Source organism: Streptomyces sp. NPDC029164 (genome assembly GCF_055563995.1).
In genome coordinates this window covers 1-22,559 of sequence record NZ_JBVHWW010000063.1, presented here as the reverse complement: position 1 = coordinate 22,559, position 22,559 = coordinate 1, and the positions used below count along the sequence as shown (strand labels likewise).

Genomic DNA, 22,559 nt, shown 5'->3' with positions numbered 1-22,559 from the left:
GACGGCGAACATCGAGAAACGCTGCTTCCGAGAAGTGCGAGCCATGAGGATTACTCCAAATAAAGGGGGGTGGGGGGAAGATTCGAAGGACTGTGACGAAATGTCTGGTTTGTCCTTCTGTTAAAAGACTGACCTCCGCACTTCACGACGCTGTCCGCCGACTGTCACAGCCGCGTGACAGGCCCCCAAGCGTCGGCAGAACTGCGCTTGCGACCCAGCTGCCCGCGGGATCACCCCCAGACTCCAGCCGGAGACTGGGCTGCCCACAGGGACCCCGTCGGCGAACCCCGGAGGGGCATGTGGTGGGCGGATTGCCCGGCAGCCGCACTTCGGCGTCCTCACTTTGCGCCCCACACGCACAGGCCCGGGGTCACGGCACGGAAACTCGGGGCGTGACAAGCCGGGCCATCAGGGCAGTCGCAAATCCCTCACCCCACTGCATCCTCCATGGCGCTGCCGCCTCGCGTGCGGAGCACTGTCCACTCTCCTCACAAGCGGCATGAAGTGTACAGTTCTGTACATGAGTGAGACTCTGCCGATCACCGAAGCGCGTGCCAAGTTCGGATCGCTGGTACGCCGCGCGTCCCACGCTCGCGAACGCATCACCATCACCGACCACGGCCAGCCCGCGGCCGTGCTCATCAACCCTCAGGAACTCGCCGACCTGGAGGACGCCCTGGCTCTGGCCCTGTACCGGGAGCGCCAGAGCGCCGGCACCGCCGCGGTAGGCGTTGCCCACGACGACGTCCGCGCCCGGCTGGGGCTGGAGCGCGGTTGACGTACGCGGTCATCTGGGACGAGGCCGCGATTGACGCGGCCGCCCGGTTCCTCAAGGACGACCCCGACGGGCTGCGGCAGCTGATGGACTCCGTCGACCTGCTCGCCGTGCAGCCTCGCCCCGAGGGCAGCGCCGAGTACGGCTCCGCTGACCTGCGCCGGATGCATGTCGGGCGATACCGGGTCCTGTACGAGATCACCGATGCCACCGTCACCATCGTGGTCATCCACCTCGGCCGCCTCGGCTGACACCCGCAACGCGCAAGGCGAAGGGCCGGACCGGTCGCGCGCCAGGGTCCGGCCTTCGCGCTGCCTGCGCCAGGCCGGTCGGGGCAGCCGGTATGTGCAGGCTGCGCCATTCCTCCAGGGCCGGGTAGCACCTTGTTACCGTGCCTGCCAGCCGGGCGCGGTCCCCGACTCGTCGCTTTGTTCCTATACGGTGCGCCGGTACACCTGCCGGAGTGTGGTCGGGGAGCGAGTGATGGGCGCGGTGTCGGGGCCTGCGGGCACGGGCGAGTTGAAGCGGCACCTGGGTGTGTTCGATGCCGTGGTGATCGGCCTGGGGTCGATGATCGGGGCGGGGATCTTCGCGGCCCTGGCTCCGGCGGCCGGTGCGGCCGGGTCGGGGCTGCTGGTCGGCCTGGCGCTGGCCGCGGTGGTGGCGTACTGCAACGCCATGTCGTCGGCGCGCCTGGCCGCCCGCTACCCGGCCTCCGGAGGTACGTACGTCTACGGGCGGGAGCGGCTGGGCGAATTCTGGGGCTACCTTGCCGGATGGGCGTTCGTGATCGGCAAGACCGCCTCCTGTGCGGCGATGGCACTGACCGTCGGCTCGTACGTGTGGCCCGGTCAGGCGCACGCCGTCGCGGTCGCGGCCGTGGTGGCGCTGACCGCCGTCAACTACGCCGGGGTGCAGAAGTCCGCCTGGCTCACCCGCGTCATCGTCGCCGTGGTCCTGGGCGTGCTGGCCGCGGTGGTGGTCGCCGCGGTCACCTCCGGCGGCGCGGACACCGCCCGGCTCGGCATCGGTGACGACGCGACCTTCGGCGGGGTGCTCCAGGCGGCGGGCCTGCTGTTCTTCGCCTTCGCCGGCTACGCCCGCATCGCCACGCTCGGGGAGGAGGTCCGTGACCCCGCCCGCACCATCCCGCGGGCCATCCCGCTCGCTCTCGGCATCGCCCTGGTCGTCTACACGGCCGTGGCCGTTGCCGTCCTGCTCGTGCTGGGCCCGCAGGGGCTCGCGGACGCGACGGCTCCGCTGTCGGATGCCACGCGCGCCGCAGGCGTGGACTGGCTGGCGCCGGTCGTACGGGTGGGCGCCGCGGTGGCCGCGCTCGGCTCGCTGCTCGCCCTGATCCTCGGGGTCTCGCGCACGACCCTGGCCATGGCCCGCGACCGGCACCTGCCCCACACCCTGGCCGCCGTCCACCCGAAGTTCCAGGTGCCGCACCGCGCCGAACTCGTGGTCGGCGCCGTCGTCGCCGTACTCGCCGCGACCACCGACGTACGCGGGGCGATCGGCTTCTCCTCTTTCGGAGTGCTCGCCTACTACGCCATCGCCAACGCCTCCGCCTGGACGCTCGCCCCGGACGAGGGCCGACCGGCGCGGCTCATCCCCGTTGTCGGGCTGGTCGGCTGCCTCGTCCTCGCCTTCGCCCTCCCGGCCTCCTCGGTGGTCTCCGGCGCCGCGGTGCTGGCCGCCGGAGCCGCTGCCTACGCGGTACGTCGCGCGGTGACCGCCCGCAAGGCCTGACCGCTCACCACGCCACCGGTGCTCTCGATCTGTGACTCACGTCACATTCGATTCCTGTCAGGAATCGGGTCCCTGTCCCGCTCAAGTCACCGACAGCCCAGCGGAGCGAACCGACAGGAGCACCACATGAAGCACCGCATCGTCGTCCTCGGTGCCGGCTATGCCGGGTCCTACGTGGCCGGGAACCTGGCCCGCCGCCTGTCCCCGGCCGACACCGAGATCACCGTGGTCAACGCCGTGCCGGACTTCGTCGAGCGGCTGCGGCTGCACCAGGTCGCGGCCGGCCAGGAGATCGAAACCCAGAAGCTCGCCGACATCTTCGCGGACACGGGGATACGGCTGCACCTGGCCCGTGTCACCGCCGTCGACCCCGAGCGCCAGGTCGTCACCGTGGCCGGCGCCAACGGCGGTGAGGAACTCGGCTACGACACGCTTCTTTACGCGCTCGGCAGCCACGGTGACGACCGGAGCGTCCCCGGTGTGGCCGAGCACGCCTTCGATGTCGCCGCCCGGCCCTCGGCGCTCCGCCTGCGCGAGCGTCTGGACGGCCTGCGGGAAGGCGGGAGGGTGGTGGTCGTCGGCGACGGGCTGACCGGCATCGAGACCGCCACCGAGATCGCCGAATCCCGGCCCGGCCTGTCGGTGACGCTGATCGCCCGCCGCGAGCTCGGCGCCCAACTCTCCACCGGAGCCCGCGGCCACCTGCGTCTGGCCTGCGACAGGCTGGGGATCACCGTCCTGGAGCACACCGGCGTCGAAGCCGTCGAAACGACACGGGTCCTGTGCGCCGGCGGCACCGCCCTCGCATCCGACGCCACGGTGTGGACGGCAGGGTTCGCGGTCAACCCGATAGCCGCCGCCGCGGGTCTGGAGGTCACCGAGAACGGCCGGATCGTCGTCGACCGCACCATGCGCTCGCTCTCGCACCCGAACGTCTACGCCGCCGGCGACAGCGTCCAAGCCATCGGCGACAACGGCCGGCCGCTGCCGATGTCCTGCGCTACGGCCGGCTACACCGGCATGCAGGCCATGAAGGCCATCGTGGGACGCCTCACCGGCAGCAGGATCGGACACGTCAAGCTGGACTACCCCGGCAACCACATCAGCCTCGGCCGGCAGGACGGGATCCTGCAGATGGTCGACCACGAAGGACAGGCAAAGCCGAAGTACATGGGCGGCCGCAAGGCCGCACGGATCAAGGCGGGCATCCTCAGGATGTCGCTGTGGACCAACTCGCACCCGACCTTCTGCATGCCCAAGCGCAAGCGCCACCTGGCCACCGCACCGGACGCGTCCGCCGCGCACACGGTCCCGTACGCGCCGGATGCCCGGCCGGCAAGGCGGTCGCGTAGCCGCCTAGGGTGATCCACATGGACAGCACCGTCAGTGACCGCTTCGACACCAGTCGGTTCGAGGCCAGCCGGAACCGGCTGGCCTCGCTCGCGTACCGTCTGCTCGGCTCGGCCTCCGACGCCGAGGACGCCGTACAGGACGCGTTCCTGCGCTGGCAGGCCGTCGACCGGGAACGGATCGACGTGCCGGAAGCGTGGCTGACCAAGGTCGTCACCAACCTGTGCCTCGACCGGCTCCGCTCGGCACAGGTGCGCCACGAGCGAGCGGCCGGCGCCTGGCTGCCCGAACCGCTCCTGGAGGGCGACCCGATGCTCGGCCCTGCCGACACCTTCGAGCAGCGCGAATCGGTGTCCCTGGCCGTACTGGCGCTGATGGAGCGCCTCTCGCCCCTCGAGCGGGCCGTCTACGTCCTGCGCGAGGCCTTCTCCTACAGTCACGCCGAGATGGCCCGGATCCTCGACATCACCGAGTCCGCGAGCCAGCAGCACGTCCACCGGGCCAGGACCCGGGTCGCCGACGAGCGCCGCCGCAGCGGCGAGGCCGACCCCGCGTCCGCGCGCCGGGTCGTCGAGGAATTCCTCGCCGCCGCCGCGTCCGGGCGTACCGAACGGCTGGTGGCGCTGCTCACCGACGACGTGATGGCACTCTCGGACGGCGCCGGGCTGGCCAAGCGGCTCTTGCAGTACACGACGCCCAAGCAGGTTGCCTCCTACGTGCGGGCCGGCTTCAAGCCGACGCCGGCGAAGCGGCGGCTGGCAGGCGGCGCGCCCACGTTTCATTTCGCCTGGGTCAACGGCTCCCCGGCCGTCCTCGCCGTGGTCGACCACCGGGTGGTGGGCGCCGTGGCGTTCGAAGTCCGTGACGGGAAGGTCGCGTCCCTGCGCGGCATCGGCGCAGCGGTCCGGCTCGGGCGCCTCAACGAGGCCTGGCGGCAGCACGAACCGGACGCGCCGGTCATCGCCGCGTGGTGACCAGCTCGACTGACCAGGCCTCCGGTCGTACGTACCCTGCTGCTGCCTCGGCAGGGCGTGACCGCGCCGGTCAGCCGGTGCGGCGGGAGCGGGACAGAGCCCGCCAGCCGAGCACTGTGCCGATCAGCCCCAGCAGCAGAGCCACGTAGGCGCCACCCAGCCCGTTGCCGGTGCCGAGCCCACCGTCGGCGGTGGCCGCGACCAGCCCGCCGAGAGCCATGGCGATCAGCCCCGCGACCACGGCCGCCGTGGCCCCGAAAGAACCGCTGACGATGCCGAGACGACCGGCGGGACGGGTCAACGCCAGCACAGCGATGACCACCGCGGCCAGCCCCAGCACCCCGCCGGTGGTGGCTCCGAGCCTCCCGAGGCCGAACTCGGTGACGCCGACGGCGACCGGCTGGACCGAGGCGTGCGCTGTCGCTGGTGTGGCAAGACCGAGCCCGGCGAGCAAGGCGGTCGCGGAGGCGGCGGACAGGCGACGAGCGGACATCAGGGTGCTCCTTCTCTTCCCACGACTGGATGTGGTTCGAGCATGTCGGCCGGGCCCCTGGCCAGTCGTCCAGCAGGCGCAGGCACTTCGCGCTACCACGGACGCGGCAGCTGCAGCCGGGCTACTGCGTGCGTGGTAGCCGGCCGCTCGTCCGCGAGCGGGATTCGCCCGCAGCAGCCTCCGGCTACGGTGCGCGCATGAGCAAAGGACGGTTCCGCGTTCGGGCCGGTGTCAGGGACTGGCTGATCGCCGTAGGCGTGGCGGCGGCGCTGCTGGTCACCGGTCTGTCGGGGCAGCACTCCTCCACCGGACTCGGCCTGCTCGGCTACGTGCTGTTGGCGGTGGGCGGCCTGGCGCTGGCCGCGGGCCGCCGGGCTCCGGTCGCCGTCCTTGCCGTCACCGGGCTCTGCGCGGTGGGGTACCAGGCGGCGGGGTTCGACGTGGCTGCCGTCGCGTTCCTCTTCGCGGTGTACGCGGCCATGCGGGCCGGACACCGCATCGTCACGGTGGCGGTGAGCGTGGCTGTGCTGGCCGCGCTCCCCCTCGCGGCCCTCGCCTCGGGCCTGCACGACACGGGCGAGGCGTTCGCACAGGCCCGGGGCGCCCTCCAGATCGCCTGGCTCATCGCCGCCGGCGCCGCTGGCGAAGCCCTGCGGCAGGCCGAGCAGCGGGCTGACGAAGCCGAACGCACCCGCGAGGAGACGGCGCGGCGCCGCGCCGACGAGGAGCGGCTGCATATCGCGCGGGAGCTGCACGATTCGCTCACCCATCAGATCTCGGTCATCAAGGTGCAGTCCGAAGTCGCCGTCCACGTGGCCCGTAAGCGCGGTCAGCCGGTACCGGAGGCCCTGCTGGCGATCCGGGAGGCCGGCCGGGAGGCGTCCCGGGAGCTCCGCGCGACCCTGGAGGCGCTGCGCGACGACGACACCACCCCGCCGCACGGGCTCGATCACGTCCCCGACCTCGTCGAGCGGGCCGGCAAGAGCGGCCTGGAGGTGACGCTGACGATCGAGGGAGAGCGGCACGACGTGCCCACCGCAGTGGGCAGGACCGCCTACCGGGTCGTTCAGGAATCGCTGACCAACATCTCCCGTCACGCGGACGCCGGGACGGCATCGGTCCACATCGACTACCGGCCGGACACCCTCGCGATCCGCATCGACGACGACGGCAAAGCCACGCCGGACAGTGCGCCGGAGCCCGGCATCGGGCTCCTGGGGATGCGCGAACGCGTCACCGCCCTTGGCGGCCGACTCCGCACCGAACCGCGCAGCGGGGGCGGCTTCACCGTCCAGGCCGAACTCCCCGTGGAGCGAGCATCATGATCCGTGTCCTGCTGATCGACGACCAGCCCCTCATCCGCAGTGGATTCCGCGCGCTCCTCGACCTCGAAGACGACATCGAGGTCGTGGCCGAGGCCGCCAACGGGCAGGAGGGCCTGGAGCTCGCCAGGGAGCACCTGCCCGACATCGCACTCATCGACATCCAGATGCCGGTCCTCGACGGCATCGAGGCGACCCGGCGCATCGCAGCCGACCCGGCTCTGGCCGGGGTGCACGTCGTCGTCCTGACCAACTACGGTCTGGACGAGTACGTCTTCAACGCCCTGCGCGCCGGCGCGGCCGGATTCCTCGTCAAGGACATCGTGCCGGAGGACTTCCTGCACGCCGTACGCGTGGCCGCCCGCGGCGACGCCCTCCTCGCACCCTCGATCACCCGCAAACTCATCAACCGGTACGTCACCCAGCCACTCCCCACCGACACGGGCACGGCGCTGGGGGAGCTGACCGGCCGCGAACGCGAAGCCGTCGTCCTGGTCGCGCAGGGTCTGTCCAACGACGAGATCGCGGACCGCATGGTGATCAGCCCACTGACCGCGAAGACCCACGTCAACCGGGCCATGACCAAACTCCAAGCCCGCGACCGCGCCCAGCTCGTGATCCTCGCCTACGAATCCGGCCTGGTAACCCCACGCAACTCCTGACTTCCATCAGCAACACCTGGACCGCATTCGCTGAATGCCGTTGTCATGAAGGCGCGGGAGACTGGCGGTCACGGGCCGCGCCGAGGGGTTGCGGGCGCGGCATGCGAACCAGGCCGGCTCGGCAGGGCCGAGGCTCCTGCTTTCCCTGACCTACTGCTTCCTCCCAGGCAGCCAGATCCGCAGCGACCGCCGACCGCCGAAGGGGGTGCCCGCACCAACGCGATGCGTCGATCGTTGCTCTCCTGGCCACGTGGAAGCGGCATTCCGAATCGGAATCACCTCTCCGGCGTGAGCGGCCGTACGCCGTAGGTGGCCGCTCACGGGGGTCAGGTGGAGATGTCTTCGAGGAGATCGCCGACCTTGGGGTCCGGCAGTGCGCGGGCGACGTCCGCCTGGGAAACGATGCCCACCAGCACGTGGCCGTCGATGACGGGAAGACGACGCACCTTGTGCTGGCTCATGATGCGCAGGACCTCGTCGGCCGTGTCGTCGGCGGCGACCGTCACCACCTCTCCCTGAACGAATTCCCCGGCTTTGACCTGCGCGGGGTCCTTCTGAGCTCCGAGGACCTTCACGACGATGTCGCGGTCGGTGAGCATTCCCTTGAGTTTTTCGTCGGTACCACAGATGGGAAGGGACCCGACGCCCAATTCCGTCATCTTCTCCGCCGCAACCTGGACGGATTCGTTGGCGCCTATACAGGTGACGTCGGGGGTCATGAGCATGCGCGCGGTGATCACGCCAGGCTCGTCCTCCCGTCCATCCGGCCGAGGCGTGGCCTGGGTGCCGGGGGCTGTGCCGACGGGTTCGGAGAGGACGCCGCCGTCGTGCCGCAGGACGGCATAGCCGAGGCCGATACCGGCGGCGACCGGCCAGGCCAGTACGTCGGCAGCGGCAAGCACTCCCAGGCCCAGGTAGAGCGGGAGGCCCTTCTTCGCCGGGAGTACCTGGCGGGCGACGGTGACGGGCAGCATGGCGGCGTTCATTGCCTCGCTCCCTACCTTGCCGAGGGAGGGCAGGGTGAAAGTAACCGTGCGCTGCTGGAGTGCGGATGAATCCGAGCCGGGCTGGGGTGAGGCATCCATCAACTGGTCGTTCGGCATGCCGGCTGCAGTCGGGTGGGAGGTCACGGCAATCGCCTCGCTTGCTTCGATGAGACAGCTCCTCCTACTCCTCTGTCCGGTTTGTGGGCTTTTATAGCTGCCTTGGCCGGGGACAGGTGCCCGTTGCCACCGGACGGCGGGAGGGCCGGGGAGGGCCGGGGAGGGCCCCCAAGGATGCCGGCCGAAGGCCTTCGCCCCGACGAGCCGGGGTGGGAACGCGCTACGGGGCGGGCAGCGGCTGGCGCATCTCCGATAGGCCTACCTCGCCTCGCTCCTCCTTCCGGCGTCGATCAGACTGCCTGTGAAGGTCGATGCGTACACCGCTCGGATGCGAGGAGAACGGTCCATGCCGCCGGAGCCCGCCTCGCCGCCGTGGACGCCGCCCTTCCTGCGCCCGATCGTCACGGAAGCCGCCTCCCATGTGACCGTAGGAGCACGAGCTCTGTGGGAAGCGGCACAGAAGCTGCTCGACGGGCCCGGCCGGGATGTGTCGTGGACGCCGGGGCGGTGCTACGCCGCTGTGTCCGGAGTGCACGGCGCTGGGGGAGCGGACGTGGCCGAGCGGGTGCGCCGGGCCTTGGAAAAGCATCCGGGAGTGCTGTGGGCGCGGGTGAACGCGCCCATGGAACGGGTGATCATCGCCGTCGCGTCGCCGGCTCCGCCGCAGAGCGAACTGGTCGAGCTGGTGAAGGCGGCCGAGGGCGAGCACACCGCCGATGCCCAGGCCTTCGACGCGTGGCAGCCCGAGCCGCATCACCCCGCGGAAGGTCCGCCGCACCCGGCTGTGCCGGCGCTGGTGGCGGACACCCTGGGACTTGCTCTGGTGACACTGCGGCGGCTCGCCCCGTTCGGGCTGCCGCCGGAGATCGCCGCCGCCATCGACGCCGTCCGCTACCACCCGCGGCTTCGGCATCTGGTCGAGGACGCCGGAACCGACGAGCACTCCGCCTCGCTGCTGCCGGTGATCGGCGCCCTGGCGCAGGGCCTGGCGACAGGCGGCGGCGGGCTCGCCCTGGACGTGCTGCAGCGCCTGGCGGTGTGGCGGGAGGCGAGCGCTGAGGACGCGGCATGGCGTAAGGGTGAATCCAGGCTGGTCCGCGGCCCGGATGAGGCCGCAGCCGATGCCGCGACGGCCGCCCGGCCGGGCCCCACTCCGCAGGACGGAGCGGACCGGTACGCGGAGCGGTCGATGGCGGCGGGTCTCGCCGCCGGTCTCCTCACCCTGCCGTTCGCCGGTGTGCGCAAGGCGGTCGCCGTAGCCGTGGCCGCCGTACCCAAGGCGCCCGCGGCGGGGAGGGAGGGCTTCGCCACGGCTTTGGGCCGGTACCTGGCGCTGCGCGGAGTGGTGACGATGGACCGGACGGTCCTGCGCCGCCTGGGCCAGGTGGACACCATCGTGCTGGAGGACGACGCCCTGCGGGGCAGCCGGTTCGAGCCGGTGGATCTGGAGCTTGTCGGGGATGCGGAGCCCGAGCCCGAGCAGGCATCGGAGCGGCTGTTCGCGCTGTTCGACTCCGACGAGCCGCTGGCCGTCCGTCAGGACGGCGACTGGGTGCTGGGACCGCTGGACGGCCTGGACCTCGAAGGCCGGACCGGCGGCAAGGCGGCCAAGCGGCTACGACGCCACGGCAGCGAGAAGGTCCTCGGGCTGGCCCAGGGCCGGCGTCTGCGGGCGGTGGTGGGGCTGGGGACCCAGTCGGCCCCCGGGGCCGAGGCCGTGGCCGCAGCAGCACGGCGATCCGGGGCGCGGGTCGTGGTGGCATCCGACCGTGAAGGCGACGGTCCCGCGTTCGCCGATGCCGTGGTTCCGGCAGGAGACGGCCTCCTCGCCTCGGTGCGGGCTCTCCAGGCCGACGGCGCTGTCGTACTGCTGATCTCCGGGAACCGTGCGGCCCTGGCCGCGGCCGACTGCGCGATCGGCACCCACGGTGAGGACGAGTACACGCCGTGGGGTGCTCACCTCCTGGTCGGGACAGACCTTGAGGCAGCCGGCTTGATCGTCGACGCCGCCGGGGTCGCCGCGGTGGTGGACCGCGACAGCCACCACCTGGCCGCGGGCGGGAGCGGGATCGCTTCGGTGGCCGCCTTGCAAGGTCCTGCCTGGCGAGCGACCGCCCGGGTGCTGGCAGTGAGCAACACCGCCGGTGCGGCCGCGTTCTGCATGGGCGCCTGGCGGGCCCGGCAGCTGATGAGCCGCCCGCTGACCCCGCCGGTCACCAGCACCCCCTGGCACCTCATGCCCACCGACCGCGTACTGGAGCGGCTGCGCAGCCGTAAGGAGGGCCTCACCCGGCAGGAAGCCACCGCCCGCCGCTCCGGCGCCCAAGGCGGCGAACCGGCGAGGCTGACCCTGCCCCACGCCTTCGTGGAGGAACTGTCGAATCCGCTCACGCCCATCCTCGCCGCAGGCGCCGCGCTGTCCGCGGCCGTGGGATCCCGGACGGACGCCGTACTCGTCGCGGCCATCACCGCCGTTTCCGCCCTCGTCGGCGGCTTCCAGCGCGTACGCACCGACCGGGCCCTGGCCGAGCTGTTCGCCCAGTCCGCCATCGGTGCCCGCGTGCGACGCGAGGAACGGGAGCGTCTGGTCACCTCCGCCGACCTGGTTCCCGGCGATGTCATTTCGGTGGGACCCGAAGACGTGGTGCCCGCCGACTGCCGCCTTCTGGAAGCCGAAGGCCTCGAAGTCGACGAATCCTCCCTCACCGGCGAGTCACTCGCCGTCAGCAAGGACCCGGCCCCCGTGGTCGCCTCACACCTCACCGAACGCCGCTCAATGCTCTACGAGGGCACCACCGTCTCCGCCGGACGGGCCACGGCGGTGGTCGTGGCGACAGGGTCGGCCACGGAAGCCGGACGGAGTCTGGCCACAGCCCGACAAGGCGCCCCCGAGACCGGTGTGGAGACCCGACTCTCGTCGTTGACCCGCGCCAGTGTGCCCATCGCCCTGGGTTCCGCCGTCGCCGTGTCGCTGTCCGGGCTCCTCCACGGCCGTCCCCTGACCGACAACCTGTCCTCCGCCGTCAACCTGGCCGTCGCTTCCGTGCCCGAAGGCCTGCCCTTCCTGGTCAGTGCCGCCCAACTGGCCGCCGCACGCCGCCTCGCCGACGCCGGCGCCCTGGTCCGCAACCCCCGCACGATCGAGGCGCTCGGCCGCGCCGACATCCTCTGCTTCGACAAGACGGGAACCCTCACCGAAGGCACCCTGGAGCTCACCGGCGTCAGCGACGGCGAGAACACGACCCCCCTCGGCCAGCTCGGCCCCTCCGGGAAAGAGATCCTCGCCGCCGCCCTGCGCGCCAGCCCGCCCGCGCGGCAGGCCGAACCGATGGCCCACCAGACCGACCGGGCGATCGTCGACGGTGCCCGCCGCGCACGGGTCACCACGCGCACGGGAGCCGCACGGTGGCGCCGCACGGACGCTCTCCCCTTCGAGCCGGCCCGGGCCTACCACGCCACCTCCGGCCACACCGGCGGCGGCGCTCTCCTCAGCGTGAAGGGAGCCCCGGAAAACGTCGTCGACCGGTGCGCGCGCCGACGCCACCCCCACGGGGACGCGGACCTCGACGACACCGCCCGCAGTGCCCTCGCCGCGGCAGCCGAGGAACTCGCGGCAGCGGGGCGAAGGGTCCTGGCCGTGGCCGAACGCCGCATGCAAGCCGGCGAGGACCTCACCGACGACACCGTGCGGGACCTGGTCTTCCTCGGCTTCCTCACCCTCGCCGACCCCGTCCGCGACAGCGCCGCGCCCGCGACCGCGCGCCTGCGCGAAGCCGGAGTGCACACCGTCATGCTCACCGGCGACCACCCCGCCACCGCCGATGCCATCGCCTCGACGATCAGCGACATCGCCGAACCCCGGGTCTGCACAGGGCCGGACATCGACGAAATGGACGACGACGCTCTGGACGAACTGCTGCCCACCGTCGACGTCATCGCCCGCTGCAGCCCCAGCCACAAAGTACGAATCGTCCAGGCCTACCAGCGCCTCGGCCGCGTCGTCGCGATGACCGGCGACGGCGCCAACGACGCCCCCGCCATCCGCCTCGCCGACGTCGGCATCGCCCTCGGCCGCCGCGGCACACCGTCCGCGACCGCGGCCGCGGACCTCGTCGTCACCGACGACCGACTCGAAACGATCGTCGCGGCCCTCATGGAAGGCCGCGCCATGTGGACATCCGTCCGCGCCGCCCTCGCCATCCTCATCGGAGGCAACCTCGGCGAAGTCACCTTCAGCGTTCTCATCTCCGCGATCACCGGCAGCACCCCCCTGAACGCACGCCAGATCATGCTCGTCAACCTCCTCACCGACCTCGCCCCCTCCCTGGCCATCGCTGTACGCGAACCCTCCGAACAAACCGGCGAACGCCTCCTCGCCGAAGGCCCCCACCGTTCCCTGGGCGTCTCACTCACGCAGGAAATGCTGCTCCGCGGCGTCATCACCGCGGCCGGCGCCGGCCTCGCCTGGACAGCGGCCCGCCTCACCGGGCGCGGCCGCCGCGCCTCCACCGTCTCCCTGGCAGCCGTCGTCGGCACCCAGCTGGCCCAGACCCTGATCGCCGGCGGCACAGACCGCAACGTCATCATCGCCGGACTCGGCTCCGCAGCCGTCCTCGCCGCCATCATCCAGACCCCCGGCCCCAGCCAGTTCTTCGGCTGCACCCCGCTCGGCCCCGTCGCCTGGACGATCACCCTCTCCTCCATCACCACCGCCACCCTCCTCGGCCACTTCTTCGCACCCCTGCTCATCTCCCGCCTCATCCCCGACACCACCGACCAGGCGCCGGCCGATGCCCGGAACGAACCGCCGCCGGCCCCGCGGGAACAGCACGAGAAGGACACACCACCGCACGAAAGCGCCCAGGCCCACGACGCCATGACGCTTCTCGACGGAGCTCTCAAGCGGCCGGAGTGACGGCCGGTACGGGGCCGGCCGGCTACGGCAGCGTTGCCTCAGGCGGCGGGCGGCGGGCGGCGGCCGGCTGGCTGCGGCCGTCGCAACCGGCCTGGTGCCGAAGAGGAGGTCCACGTACGTCGACCGGACGAAGGAGCAGCCCCCGGCCCGACCAGGGCGCGTCGTGCGTTCCCGGGTGTCAGCCGATGCCCAGAGCCACCAGGCACGTGTCGTCCTCATGCTCCTCGGGCGCGTACGCGTCCATGATTCGGTCGAGCGTGTCCTGGGGACCGAGCCCGCTGCAGCCCGCCAGCACCTTGCGCAGGACGTCGATGCTGTCTGCGATGTCCTCGCCCCGGCGCTCGACCATGCCGTCCGTGTAGAGCAGGAGGAGATCGCCGGGGAGAAGGTCCGTGGTCGTGGTCTCGTACTCGTGCCCGGGCAGCAGCCCGAAGAGGGGGCCGCGGTGCTCCGTGTCCAGCACCGAGGCCGCTCCCTCGCGCAGCAGCAGCGGCGCCGGATGACCCGCGCACGCCCAGCGGAACCGCCGCTCCTGGTCGATGTGCCCGATGATCGCGGTCGCGGTCTCGGCGGCCGGGTCGGCGCACAGCAGCTCGTTGAGCCAGGTGGTCAGCTGGCCGGCATGGGTCTGCGGGGCATGGGCGAGGCCCGCCAGGGCGTGCCGCTGCTGCGCCATCCGGGCGACCGCGCTCAGTCCGTGGCCGCAGGCGTCGCCGATGGCGAGCAGGATCCGTCCGTCGGGCAGCAGGCGGCACTTGTACCAGTCCCCGCCCACCGCCGCGTCCGTCTCCGCCGGCAGGTACGCGGCGGCCACGGACAGGCCCGCCTGGGCGAGCTCGGCGGAGTGCGTGGGGAGCAGGGCCTCCCGCAGGGCAGCGGCGACCCGCCGCTCGGCGGCCGCCTCCTCCCGCAGCCGGTCGGACTGCCTCCTGGTCGCGGCGAGCCGCTGCCGACTGCGTACCTGGGACGTCAGATCGCGTGCGATGACGTGCAGCGACCAGGGAAGCCCGTCGGTCGCGATCACGGGATGTCCCACCAGATGAAGGGTGCGCACCTCCCCGAGCACGCTGAAGCGGATCTCGGTCCCCGAGGGCTCCTCTCCGTCGACCAGGGCGAGCAGGAACCTTCCGAAGCGCGGTACGTCGTCCAGCAGGACCGTGTCGCACAGTTCGGCGAGCGACAGGGGCCGGGACGGATCGTTGCGGAAGATCGAGGACAGCCCTTCCGACCACGCGACCTCGCCGGACAGCAGGTCCCACGTACCCCAGCCCATGGACGCGATGTACTGGGCGTCGAGCGAAAGCAGTTCCATGCGGTTGTGGGCCGCCCGCCACGTCGCCAGTACCTTGCCGCCGCAGGACGAGGCGTCGTACAGCAGTTTCGTGCGGTGCAGACCGTCGCTGCGCTGCTCCGTGTAGTCCAGGGCGTGCCCTTTGAGGGCGCGGCCGGTGCCCAGGACGGAGTCCAGGGCTTCGACGAGCCCGCCGACCGCCGCCCCGGGCTGGACTTCGAGCAGCCGTCGGCCGATCTGGCGGTCGGGAGCCTCCAGCCACTCGGCCGCGCGGACGTGGTTGCCGGCCTTGACCGTGAAGTCGACCGTCCGCCCAGCCTCGTCGCGCAACGGCGTGAGCAGCGCGGCCGACACCGGGATGGCGGGCAGGGTCGCGCAGATGCACTCCCACGGGTCGTGCCCTTCGCCTTCGTCACCGCAGCCGTGCCCGGGCCCTCCGGTACCGCACGAGCAGAACTCCTCGCCCTCGGCCGCCGGGACCGCCCCGGCTGGTCCGGGGCCTTCGTCGAGCCGGACGCCGGCCCCGTGACGGGCGGCCTCCCGCAAGGCTCTCACCTCACGTGCGAGGTGCTGCTTGAGCGTGTCGGGGTCCTGGGGGATCAACGGGCTCATATGTCATCACCGGCAGGGTAGCGGGCACGTACAGGATCGCCCGCCTGGCTCGGCGACAGCGACAGCGACCGCGGCAGCTGGAGCGGCCTCAGCCGGCCAGGGCGCCGCCCCTTCGGTACTCCGGCTGGTCGGCCCGCCTGGCGGAGAGGTGGACGTGAACGTCGGGGAGGAACACCTTGAGCGCGGTAGCACTGAAAACTCCAGCCGCGAAAGAACGGGGAACCGGCCCGTGCATCCTCGCGCGGGCACGCACGCGGCGCAGCAGTACCCGGCCGTGGGCAGGTGCGCGGTCACCCGGGTGGCCGCGAGCCGGCCACCGAGGGCCGCTGGACGACGGTGGACACCCTCATCCCGCTGGAACACGCCGCGTGCCCGGCAGCGCCCTGCGGTGGAGGCCGGTGCCGTCCCGGATACCTCCTGACGCGCACCGGCCCGGCCCCGAGGGCCGGGGCCGGGCCGGTGCGTTGCGACGGGAGCTCGGGGAGCTCGTGGTTTCAGCGCAGCGTGAACGGTGCCACGTGGGTCGTGGTGTCTGCTCCGCTGATGGTGAATTCGAGGTTGTAGTCGCCGTTCGGCAGGTTCCGGGTGCTGACGGGGAGGCTGTAGGAGCGGAACAGGCCGTTGAAGTTGAACTGGCCGGTGACGGGCCTGGTGACGGGGCCGGTGATACGGGCGGCCGTCAGCGTGATGTTGGAGCTGGAGAGGTTGTTGCCGTTGGCGTCGCAGATCCGCAGGCTGATCACGACCTGGCCGAGGAGGCGGGTCGGCCGGTTCGGGTCGTAGAGCAGGCAGATCCGGTACGCCACGTTGTAGGTGACGCTCTTGGTGGACGGGTTCGTGGCGACGTCCCTGGCGTTGACCGTGAACGTGTGCGAACCGAGCGTCGAGGTGTTGATCGGGCTGCCGTTGGGGACCGTACCGACGCAGCTCGCCAGCCCGGAGGTGGCGTCCGTGCACGAGTAGGACGCGGTGACCGGCTGCCGGTACAGGTAGGTGCCGGCCACCGGGCGCACGATGGTGATCACCGGCCCGGCGGTGTCGAGCCGTACCGTGATCGTCTGCGGTGCGGAGGTGTTGCCGGCGGCGTCGGTGGCGGTGTACGTCACCGTGGTCACGCCGTTGGTGGTGATGGCGACTGCGGCGGCCGCGCCGGGGACGTCGGTGGAGCCGGCCGGCTGGGCGCCGCTCGCACTGTAGGTGATCTTCTGGACGCCGGAGCCGCAGGATCCGTCGAGTGCGCCGATGCTGACGAGGGCGGGGCTGGTGGTGTTCCAGCCGGCGCCGTTCGGAGTCGGCGAGATACTCGCGAAGGTAGCGGGTGCGGAGGTGTCCGGGTCGTAGGTGAAGCGGCCGGCTGCGGTGACCGGGCTGGTGCCGTTGGCGTTTGTCACGGTGACGTCCACGGTGCCCCGCGCCTGCGGGGGCGCCTGCGCGGTCAGTTCCTCGGGCCCGATGACGTTCACGTTCGTGGCCGCCACGGAGCCGAAGTTGACGGTGGCGCCGCTCGTGGGAAATTCCGTGCCGCGCACGGTCACGGTGTTCACGCACTGCGCGAGTTCGGGTGCGTGGTCGGGGGTGACGCCGGTGACGGTGGGCGGGGACAGCGTGACGCGGTCCATCGCGGTGCCCCAGCCGCCGCCGGCGAGGCCGCCGATCTGCTGGACGGTCCAGACGTCCTTGGGGTTGGCCGGGTCGCGGGCGGTGCCCGAGTAGTCGCCCCAGCGCGGCCCGCCGACGCAGTTGCACACGTAGGCCTGGGTGCCCGCGGCGTAGAAGTCGCCGAACGTGTTCGCGGGGAAGTTCCCGGACGGCACTCCGATCGCCACCCCGGTGGGGAACATGGTGGAGGAGGAGGCGGTGAATCCGGAGAACAGGTCGTCCTCGTCGTTGAGCGTCAGCGAGCCGTAGTAGATGTCTCCCCCCACCATGCCGAGGTCGAGGTTGGTCGCCAGGGTCTGGGTGCCGCCGGTCGAGATCTGGATGTAGCGCTGGCAGGCGTGGACCGCGGTGTCGCCGACGGGGGTGCAGCTGACGTTGAAGACGCCCCACAGGCGGTTGTTCTGCCAGGCGACCGACAGCATCCGGTCGTCGTTGGTCTCGATGGTGGCGTCACCTCCGGCCGGCTGGGCGGCGTCCGGCGGTGCGGCGGCGGCGCCGATGGCGATGGTGTTCTCGGTCTGGTTGACCGGGCTGACGCCGGGCACGCCGGTGAACGTGTGCACCACCACGTTGGTGGGGTCGCGCGGGTCGTGCTCCATCGCCAGCTGGTCGTTGACGCCCGACAGCGAGACGGCCGGGACGACCTGGAACACGGTGTTGTCCTGGCCGAACGTCGTCAGATCGATCGTGCCTGCGGCCAGCAGGTCCGCCTTGCTGACGACCACGCTCACCACGCCCAGGAACGTCCGGGGGGTCGTTGCCCGGTCGTAGTTGTTCCAGCTGAGCGTGACCTTGTCGTTGGAGTAGCCGAGTTTCGGCTGGTCCTGCAGGACGTTGGCGGTGTTGCTGCCGGCGATGTAGACGGTCCAGTTCCCGCGCGGGTCGGAGGTGTCGCTGACCGCGACGTCGACCTCGTCGCCGCCGGCGAGGAGGCCCTCGTACGCGGCGAAGAAGCGGCCGGAGCCCGCGTCGTAGTGCACGCGCGGATCACCGCCCGTGTTCGCCGCGAACCCGAAGAAGGCGCCCAGGTCGAAGGGGGTGCCGACGGCGGTGCCCGCCTTGTCGTAGATCTGGCCCGAACGGTTCACGAACTCCACGATGTGGGTGGGGCCGACCGCGAGCTGCGCGTCGGAAGGAACAGCGTTGTCCACGTCCCCCAGGGAGGGGAACGTCTTCAGCCGCTGGATGACGGCCGTGGACGGCACCGCCTTCGGCCACGCCCCGGCCTTCGTGGCCTTCGGGGTCAGGGACGCGCTGGTGACCGGCAGACTCGCCTGTCGCTTCGGTCCCTCGGGCGCCGTCCGCTCCGGAGGCGCGAGGTACGGCTCAACCTGCGTCTCGGTCGAGCGCTTCGGCCGCGGCAGCGTCTTTACGTCCACACGCCGCTTCACCAGGACCCGCTCCAGCGTTCCCTCGCCGTCCGCCCGCGACGCGTCGGCGGCCGTGGGCGGGACGTCGGGACGCGGCTCGGCGACCGCCACACCGGCCGGCGCCACCACCGCGAGTGCGACGGCGAGCGCGAGCACCAGGGCACGCGGCCGGCCGCGTGCCGCGAGGAGTCCCTTGCGGTTCACTCCGGGAGGCCGTCTCAACGACATGGACTCCCCCCTTCGGACCGCTTCGGAAGCCCGGTGCCGCCCGCGGATCGCCAACGGGCGGTCGTCGTCCTGCAAGAGCCGATGACCATGCGCCGGTGTCTAGCGGAAAGACCGCTCTGCTTCTTCCGAACTGCCGCGCGCCGTGCCGAAGCACCCCCCGACGGACTACGCCCGGGGCACTGGGTCACCCGCCGCAGGTCTGGTGGCACAGCGCGGCGGTGGCGGGGCTGGTGGCGCCGCGGGCTCGGCCGGGATGTCCGGCTGTCCGAGCGGGCGGAGCGCGGCCGGGCGGGCCCTGGGTGGAGCTGTCCCAGGCTGACCGCGCCCGGCACGTGCCGCAGGTTGTGGCCAGGAAAGGCGACCCGGTACGCCGTACGCCGGTCACTGCTTGAACGCCACAGGCCCGTCTAGCGAGGCAGGCCGTCGGGGTGTCCCGTCGGAAGGTGGCCGTCGGCCGGCGGGTCTGCGTCCACGGGGAAGAGGGGCAGGGCGCCGGTCATCTCCAGGAGGCGCTGGAGCTGGTGGTTGGGGGCGGCCAGGCGGATGACGGTGTCGGTCTCCTGAGCTGCCCGTCGCGCGGTGAGGAGCGCGTTGAGTGCCGAGGAGTCGCAGAAGGTGAGGCGGCTGCAGTCGACCACCACGGGCTTGCCCGGCGAGGCGTGGGCGAGAGCTTCGGTGAGGGCGAGCCGGAGGGAGGCCGCCGTCTCGATGTCGATCTCTCCGACGGGCCGGACCGCGACCGTGTGGTGCAAGTCGTCCACGGCGACGCCGCTGCCGCCGGCCTCCCGGGGAGGGTGTTCGGGCATGGTGGATCACTCCTTGAGTCGACGGGCGTGGTCCCGACGCCGGTCGAGGGTTCGGGGTGCGGATCACACGCTGCGCTGGTCGTGGGTGTCCTGACGGAGCTGGTCGGCGTGCCGGGTCAGGGCGTCGATCCGTTCGGCGAGCTCGGCGTCCCCCGGCCGCAGATGGGGCCGGGCGTCGGCCAGAGGCCGGACGAGGCGCGAGACGTCGTTGTCGGCAAGGGCCAGGTTCAGGTCGCCGACGACGGCATCGGCGCTGGCGGGGAGACCGGTGAGGGCGGTGACCTGGCCGGCGAGCCGGCGCAGGTCGGCCGCGTTGTCACGGGCCCAGCCATTCACGGTGCGGTCGGCGGCGCGCGTGTCGCGGGTGGCCTGGACCCGCTGCTCGCCGGTGCTTCCGGCGGCGCCGGGGCGCAGTCGCAGGTAACGGCGTTCGGCGGCCTGGCGGCTGGCCACCCCGAGGGGCCCGGCGAGGTCGGCCCAGCTCGCGCCCTGCCCGCGGGCGGTTTCGATCAGCCCGCTCTCCCAGCCGGCGAGCTGCTCACGGACCTCGCGCAGCATCAGCAGTGCGGCCAGAGCCGGGCGCGGGCCCGAATCCGGCGTGAGCCCCGCCGGGGCGGTCAGCGATTCGTCAGAGGGTCGCTGGGCCTCCCTGACCGCCTGGTCGATGGTCTCCAGCGCCGCTGCGGCGGCAAGGAAGTGGACCTGGGTGGGCGTGGGTTCGGCCTCGTTCATGGCACTCTCCGTCGTCTGTCATCCTCTCGATGACTGCCTGCTTGTCATCACTTCGATGACATGTTACAACGGAAGCACGTTGAAGCGCATGGGCAGTTCCTGCCTGAACCAACTGGAGGTGTTTCGCGATGTTGATGCGCACCGACCCGTTCCGCGAGATGGACCGGATCGTCCAGCAGCTGTCGGGTGCGTCGGGCACGTGGTCGAAGCCGTCCGTGATGCCGATGGACGCCTACCGCGAAGGTGACGTGTACGTGATCGCCTTCGACCTCCCCGGCGTGAGCACCGAGGCGATCGACATCGACGTCGAGCGGAACATGCTGACGGTGAAGGCCGAGCGCCGGCCCACGGGGAAGTCCGACGGCGTGCAGATGGAGCTCTCCGAGCGGCCCCTCGGTGTCTTCTCCCGCCAGATCGTGCTGGCCGACACACTCGACACCGAGCACATCGAGGCCGACTACGACGCGGGTGTCCTGACCCTGCGGATCCCGATCGCCGAGCGCGCCAAGCCCCGCAAGATCAGCATCGGTGGCGAGTCCGGCCGCAAGCAGATCTCCGGCTGAACACTCCCGCACCAGCGGCGGAGGACGGGGAACCGACCCCCTCCGGCACCCCGTCCTCCGCGCCCCCTTGCACCCTCACCCTCACCCTCACCCTCACCCCTTCCCGGAGGTGACGTGATGCCGATGCGCCGGGAGGCGTTCCTGGCCCACGTCCAGGAACGCGGCGAGTACACGACCCTGCCGGAAGCCGAACGGGCGGCCCGCGTCGTCCTGGCCCTGCTGGGCGCGCACCTGGTCGGCACCGTGCGAGCCGAGCTCGCCGCCCGGCTCCCCGAGACGTACGCCCTGATCCTCCTCAACCCCCTGCAGGCCGCGGAACCGCTCTCACCCGAACGCTTCGTCCGCGCGACCGCGGCCTGGATCGAAGGCGCAACTGAGAAGACGGCCCTGTGGGACATCGGCGCGGTCCTCTCCACCGTGGCCGCCGCCGCTGGTGACGTCCTCATGCGCGAGGTCCTGCTCCAGCTCCCGCCCGGGTACGACCTCCTCTTCGGCCATCCCCAGCCCGTCTGACCGCCGGCACCGGCCGGAACGAACCTTCGAAGAGAAAGGCAACCGCAGCACCATGTACGACCAGCCTCGAGCGAACCCGCCCCTGACGGCCATGACGTTCGACCAGATGCTGGAACGCGTGCGCTACGAGGGCGCCTACCCCACCCGCGAGCGCGCCGAGGAAGCCGTCCGCACCGTCCTCGCCGCCCTTGGCCGCCAGATCACCGGCGACGAACGCGTCGACCTCGCACAGTGCCTGCCCGTCGAGGCCGCCCTCACCCTGACCGGCCAGATCCCCGACACCGAACAACTCACCGGCTGGGGTTTCGTCAAAGACATGGCCGCCCGCGCCGGCGGCACACCGGCAACCGCGCGGTGGGACACCGGCGCCGTACTCGCCGTCGTGGCGCGCCTCGCCGGACCGGGCCTCCTCGCCCGCATCCTCCACCGGCTCCCGGACGGTTACGCGCTGCTCTTCGGCCAGGCCGAACTGCGCCGACCCCAGCCCGCCGCCTGATCCCGCCCTCGCAGCAGTCGCGGCAGAGCCCTCGAACCCGGCAGAGGCCGCTCGGCAGGACTTCGGCTGCCGCACGCTCCGCAATGGCGAGCCGAGGCTGCCCCCCCCAGCAGATGCAGGCCGCGTTCGAGGCCGATTACCTCACCGTCGAACACGCGAAAATCTATGGCGGCCGGAGTAGACATTGGGCGGTGGCGTGGTTATGGTTTCTCTCGTAGCCAGAGAGACAGAAGGCCCGGCAGAGACGAACTGCCGGGCAGCGGTACCCGCAGTACCCGCAGTACACGTAGTACCCGTAAGTGCAGTGCGCATGACGGTGCGGTGGTGGAGTTCCGAAGCCAGGGCTGTTGCAGGACGGCGACGGGACTGACGACCGGACCGGGTGGCCCGCAGTGATCAGGGGCCGCCGTAGTGGCAGTACCCGTAAGTAAGTGCAGTGCGCAGTACCCAGCAGTGAAGTCAGTGAGCAGCACCTCGGTGAAGGCGTCGGCTGCGGGCGCGCGCACCGGGAAGTTCGGCAGTGGGGTTCCAAGCCAGAGCAGACGCAGGACGGGCAACGGGGCTGGCTGCCGAAGAGTGGCGCTGTCACAGGCCACTGAGCAGTACGCAGTGGAGCAGGACCAGCAGTACGCAGTCCCCGTTGAGTAAGCAGTTGATCACCGAGGGAAGAACGGAGGAGCCGAGCGCCATCAGGATCGCCCGGGCGGAAGCCTGAGCCCGGGTACCGCAGGACATCGATAGTGAGGTGGTCTCCGGTCAAGCAACCGCGATCCCCGCGACCCCGGCCGAGTTCAGGTCAGGTCCGCGGAAACAGTAGGCCGGCGCAGTACTAGGGCCGGCAGATGGTGATGCAGTTCCTTCGGGGCCCTGGTGGCGTGCGGGACCAGGGGCCCCCCACGCGTTCCATGGGGAAGGGGTAACGACAGCAGACGAATCGTTT

General features: G+C 71.5%; 18 protein-coding genes. 11 read left to right on the top strand and 7 right to left on the bottom strand.

All coding sequences use genetic code 11. The annotated features are described in order from the left end of the window. Nucleotides 1–520 precede the first annotated feature (520 nt). The 5 genes from ACZ4VT_RS35980 (at nucleotide 521) to ACZ4VT_RS35960 (ending at nucleotide 4,854) form a co-directional block, all read left to right on the top strand. Nucleotides 521–778: a type II toxin-antitoxin system Phd/YefM family antitoxin gene (locus ACZ4VT_RS35980; RefSeq protein ID WP_467955584.1), complete on the top strand. Its 258-nt coding sequence runs from the start codon at nucleotides 521–523 to the stop codon at nucleotides 776–778. After that, nucleotides 775–1,026 carry a type II toxin-antitoxin system RelE family toxin gene (locus tag ACZ4VT_RS35975; protein ID WP_467955583.1) on the top strand — a complete coding sequence of 84 codons (252 nt, stop codon included), beginning with the start codon at nucleotides 775–777 and terminating at the stop codon, nucleotides 1,024–1,026. Before ACZ4VT_RS35980 ends, ACZ4VT_RS35975 begins: the two co-directional genes overlap by 4 nt. Nucleotides 1,027–1,258: 232 nt before the next feature. After that, nucleotides 1,259–2,530: an APC family permease gene (locus tag ACZ4VT_RS35970; RefSeq protein ID WP_467955582.1), complete on the top strand. Its 1,272-nt coding sequence runs from the start codon at nucleotides 1,259–1,261 to the stop codon at nucleotides 2,528–2,530. Nucleotides 2,531–2,656: 126 nt separating this feature from the next. Further along, nucleotides 2,657–3,895, top strand: coding sequence for an NAD(P)/FAD-dependent oxidoreductase (locus ACZ4VT_RS35965; RefSeq protein ID WP_467955581.1), 1,239 nt, complete (start codon nucleotides 2,657–2,659; stop codon nucleotides 3,893–3,895). Nucleotides 3,896–3,900: 5 nt separating this feature from the next. Further along, nucleotides 3,901–4,854, top strand: coding sequence for a sigma-70 family RNA polymerase sigma factor (locus ACZ4VT_RS35960; protein ID WP_467955580.1), 954 nt, complete (start codon nucleotides 3,901–3,903; stop codon nucleotides 4,852–4,854). A 70-nt stretch (nucleotides 4,855–4,924) separates the two neighbouring features. Here ACZ4VT_RS35960 and ACZ4VT_RS35955 read toward each other — a convergent pair whose 3' ends face one another. Beyond that, nucleotides 4,925–5,347 carry a DUF6223 family protein gene (locus ACZ4VT_RS35955; protein WP_467955579.1) on the bottom strand — a complete coding sequence of 141 codons (423 nt, stop codon included), beginning with the start codon at nucleotides 5,345–5,347 and terminating at the stop codon, nucleotides 4,925–4,927. A gap of 197 nt (nucleotides 5,348–5,544) precedes the next feature. On the opposite strand from ACZ4VT_RS35955, the gene ACZ4VT_RS35950 reads away from it, so the two are divergent. Then, a complete protein-coding gene (locus ACZ4VT_RS35950; protein WP_467955578.1) occupies nucleotides 5,545–6,672 on the top strand; it encodes a sensor histidine kinase in 1,128 nt (375 codons plus the stop codon). Then, on the top strand, nucleotides 6,669–7,331 hold the full coding sequence (locus tag ACZ4VT_RS35945; protein ID WP_467955577.1) for a response regulator: 663 nt from the start codon (nucleotides 6,669–6,671) through the stop codon (nucleotides 7,329–7,331). The genes ACZ4VT_RS35950 and ACZ4VT_RS35945 overlap by 4 nt, the downstream gene beginning before the upstream one ends. Before the next feature lie 326 nt (nucleotides 7,332–7,657). Here ACZ4VT_RS35945 and ACZ4VT_RS35940 read toward each other — a convergent pair whose 3' ends face one another. Continuing rightward, nucleotides 7,658–8,050, bottom strand: coding sequence for a CBS domain-containing protein (locus tag ACZ4VT_RS35940; protein WP_467955585.1), 393 nt, complete (start codon nucleotides 8,048–8,050; stop codon nucleotides 7,658–7,660). Nucleotides 8,051–9,011: 961 nt separating this feature from the next. Here ACZ4VT_RS35940 and ACZ4VT_RS35935 point away from each other — a divergent pair. Beyond that, a complete protein-coding gene (locus ACZ4VT_RS35935; RefSeq protein WP_467955576.1) occupies nucleotides 9,012–13,349 on the top strand; it encodes a cation-translocating P-type ATPase in 4,338 nt (1,445 codons plus the stop codon). Between the two features lie 178 nt (nucleotides 13,350–13,527). Here the strand turns inward: ACZ4VT_RS35935 and ACZ4VT_RS35930 are convergent, their stop codons facing one another. The 4 genes from ACZ4VT_RS35930 to ACZ4VT_RS35915 form a co-directional block, all read right to left on the bottom strand. Then, complete coding sequence (locus tag ACZ4VT_RS35930; RefSeq protein ID WP_467955575.1) at nucleotides 13,528–15,252, bottom strand: PP2C family protein-serine/threonine phosphatase; 1,725 nt, start codon at nucleotides 15,250–15,252, stop codon at nucleotides 13,528–13,530. 494 nt (nucleotides 15,253–15,746) lie between these two features. Beyond that, nucleotides 15,747–18,509, bottom strand: a complete 2,763-nt coding sequence (locus tag ACZ4VT_RS35925) for an IPT/TIG domain-containing protein (protein WP_467955574.1) — start codon at nucleotides 18,507–18,509, stop codon at nucleotides 15,747–15,749. 407 nt (nucleotides 18,510–18,916) lie between these two features. Continuing rightward, on the bottom strand, nucleotides 18,917–19,315 hold the full coding sequence (locus ACZ4VT_RS35920; protein ID WP_467955573.1) for an STAS domain-containing protein: 399 nt from the start codon (nucleotides 19,313–19,315) through the stop codon (nucleotides 18,917–18,919). Nucleotides 19,316–19,378: 63 nt separating this feature from the next. Then, complete coding sequence (locus ACZ4VT_RS35915) at nucleotides 19,379–20,047, bottom strand: HSP18 transcriptional regulator (protein ID WP_467955572.1); 669 nt, start codon at nucleotides 20,045–20,047, stop codon at nucleotides 19,379–19,381. 128 nt (nucleotides 20,048–20,175) lie between these two features. Here ACZ4VT_RS35915 and ACZ4VT_RS35910 point away from each other — a divergent pair, with 128 nt between their 5' ends. From ACZ4VT_RS35910 to ACZ4VT_RS35900, 3 genes are all read left to right on the top strand, one after another. Beyond that, the gene (locus ACZ4VT_RS35910) at nucleotides 20,176–20,610 is read left to right on the top strand and encodes an Hsp20/alpha crystallin family protein (protein ID WP_467955571.1); all 435 of its coding nucleotides are present in this window, start codon (nucleotides 20,176–20,178) and stop codon (nucleotides 20,608–20,610) included. Between the two features lie 117 nt (nucleotides 20,611–20,727). Next, nucleotides 20,728–21,123, top strand: coding sequence for a DUF2267 domain-containing protein (locus tag ACZ4VT_RS35905; RefSeq protein WP_467955570.1), 396 nt, complete (start codon nucleotides 20,728–20,730; stop codon nucleotides 21,121–21,123). Nucleotides 21,124–21,175: 52 nt separating this feature from the next. Further along, nucleotides 21,176–21,619 (top strand): DUF2267 domain-containing protein, encoded by a 444-nt coding sequence (locus tag ACZ4VT_RS35900; RefSeq protein ID WP_467955569.1) that lies wholly within the window; start codon nucleotides 21,176–21,178, stop codon nucleotides 21,617–21,619. Between the two features lie 585 nt (nucleotides 21,620–22,204). On the opposite strand, the gene ACZ4VT_RS35895 is transcribed toward ACZ4VT_RS35900, so the two are convergent. Then, nucleotides 22,205–22,354: a hypothetical protein gene (locus ACZ4VT_RS35895; RefSeq protein ID WP_467955568.1), complete on the bottom strand. Its 150-nt coding sequence runs from the start codon at nucleotides 22,352–22,354 to the stop codon at nucleotides 22,205–22,207. Between the last annotated feature and the right edge of the window lie 205 nt (nucleotides 22,355–22,559).

What these genes read in the sequence shown, in the direction of transcription:
- ACZ4VT_RS35980 (WP_467955584.1), top strand. Translation starts at nt 521, where the DNA reads ATGAGTGAGACTCTGCCGATCACCGAAGCGCGTGCCAAGTTCGGATCG.
- ACZ4VT_RS35970 (WP_467955582.1), top strand. Translation starts at nt 1,259, where the DNA reads ATGGGCGCGGTGTCGGGGCCTGCGGGCACGGGCGAGTTGAAGCGGCAC.
- ACZ4VT_RS35965 (WP_467955581.1), top strand. Translation starts at nt 2,657, where the DNA reads ATGAAGCACCGCATCGTCGTCCTCGGTGCCGGCTATGCCGGGTCCTAC.
- ACZ4VT_RS35960 (WP_467955580.1), top strand. Translation starts at nt 3,901, where the DNA reads ATGGACAGCACCGTCAGTGACCGCTTCGACACCAGTCGGTTCGAGGCC.
- ACZ4VT_RS35955 (WP_467955579.1), bottom strand. Translation starts at nt 5,347, where the DNA reads ATGTCCGCTCGTCGCCTGTCCGCCGCCTCCGCGACCGCCTTGCTCGCC.
- ACZ4VT_RS35950 (WP_467955578.1), top strand. Translation starts at nt 5,545, where the DNA reads ATGAGCAAAGGACGGTTCCGCGTTCGGGCCGGTGTCAGGGACTGGCTG.
- ACZ4VT_RS35945 (WP_467955577.1), top strand. Translation starts at nt 6,669, where the DNA reads ATGATCCGTGTCCTGCTGATCGACGACCAGCCCCTCATCCGCAGTGGA.
- ACZ4VT_RS35940 (WP_467955585.1), bottom strand. Translation starts at nt 8,050, where the DNA reads ATGACCCCCGACGTCACCTGTATAGGCGCCAACGAATCCGTCCAGGTT.
- ACZ4VT_RS35930 (WP_467955575.1), bottom strand. Translation starts at nt 15,252, where the DNA reads ATGAGCCCGTTGATCCCCCAGGACCCCGACACGCTCAAGCAGCACCTC.
- ACZ4VT_RS35925 (WP_467955574.1), bottom strand. Translation starts at nt 18,509, where the DNA reads ATGTCGTTGAGACGGCCTCCCGGAGTGAACCGCAAGGGACTCCTCGCG.
- ACZ4VT_RS35920 (WP_467955573.1), bottom strand. Translation starts at nt 19,315, where the DNA reads ATGCCCGAACACCCTCCCCGGGAGGCCGGCGGCAGCGGCGTCGCCGTG.
- ACZ4VT_RS35915 (WP_467955572.1), bottom strand. Translation starts at nt 20,047, where the DNA reads ATGAACGAGGCCGAACCCACGCCCACCCAGGTCCACTTCCTTGCCGCC.
- ACZ4VT_RS35910 (WP_467955571.1), top strand. Translation starts at nt 20,176, where the DNA reads ATGTTGATGCGCACCGACCCGTTCCGCGAGATGGACCGGATCGTCCAG.
- ACZ4VT_RS35905 (WP_467955570.1), top strand. Translation starts at nt 20,728, where the DNA reads ATGCCGATGCGCCGGGAGGCGTTCCTGGCCCACGTCCAGGAACGCGGC.
- ACZ4VT_RS35900 (WP_467955569.1), top strand. Translation starts at nt 21,176, where the DNA reads ATGTACGACCAGCCTCGAGCGAACCCGCCCCTGACGGCCATGACGTTC.
- ACZ4VT_RS35895 (WP_467955568.1), bottom strand. Translation starts at nt 22,354, where the DNA reads ATGTCCTGCGGTACCCGGGCTCAGGCTTCCGCCCGGGCGATCCTGATG.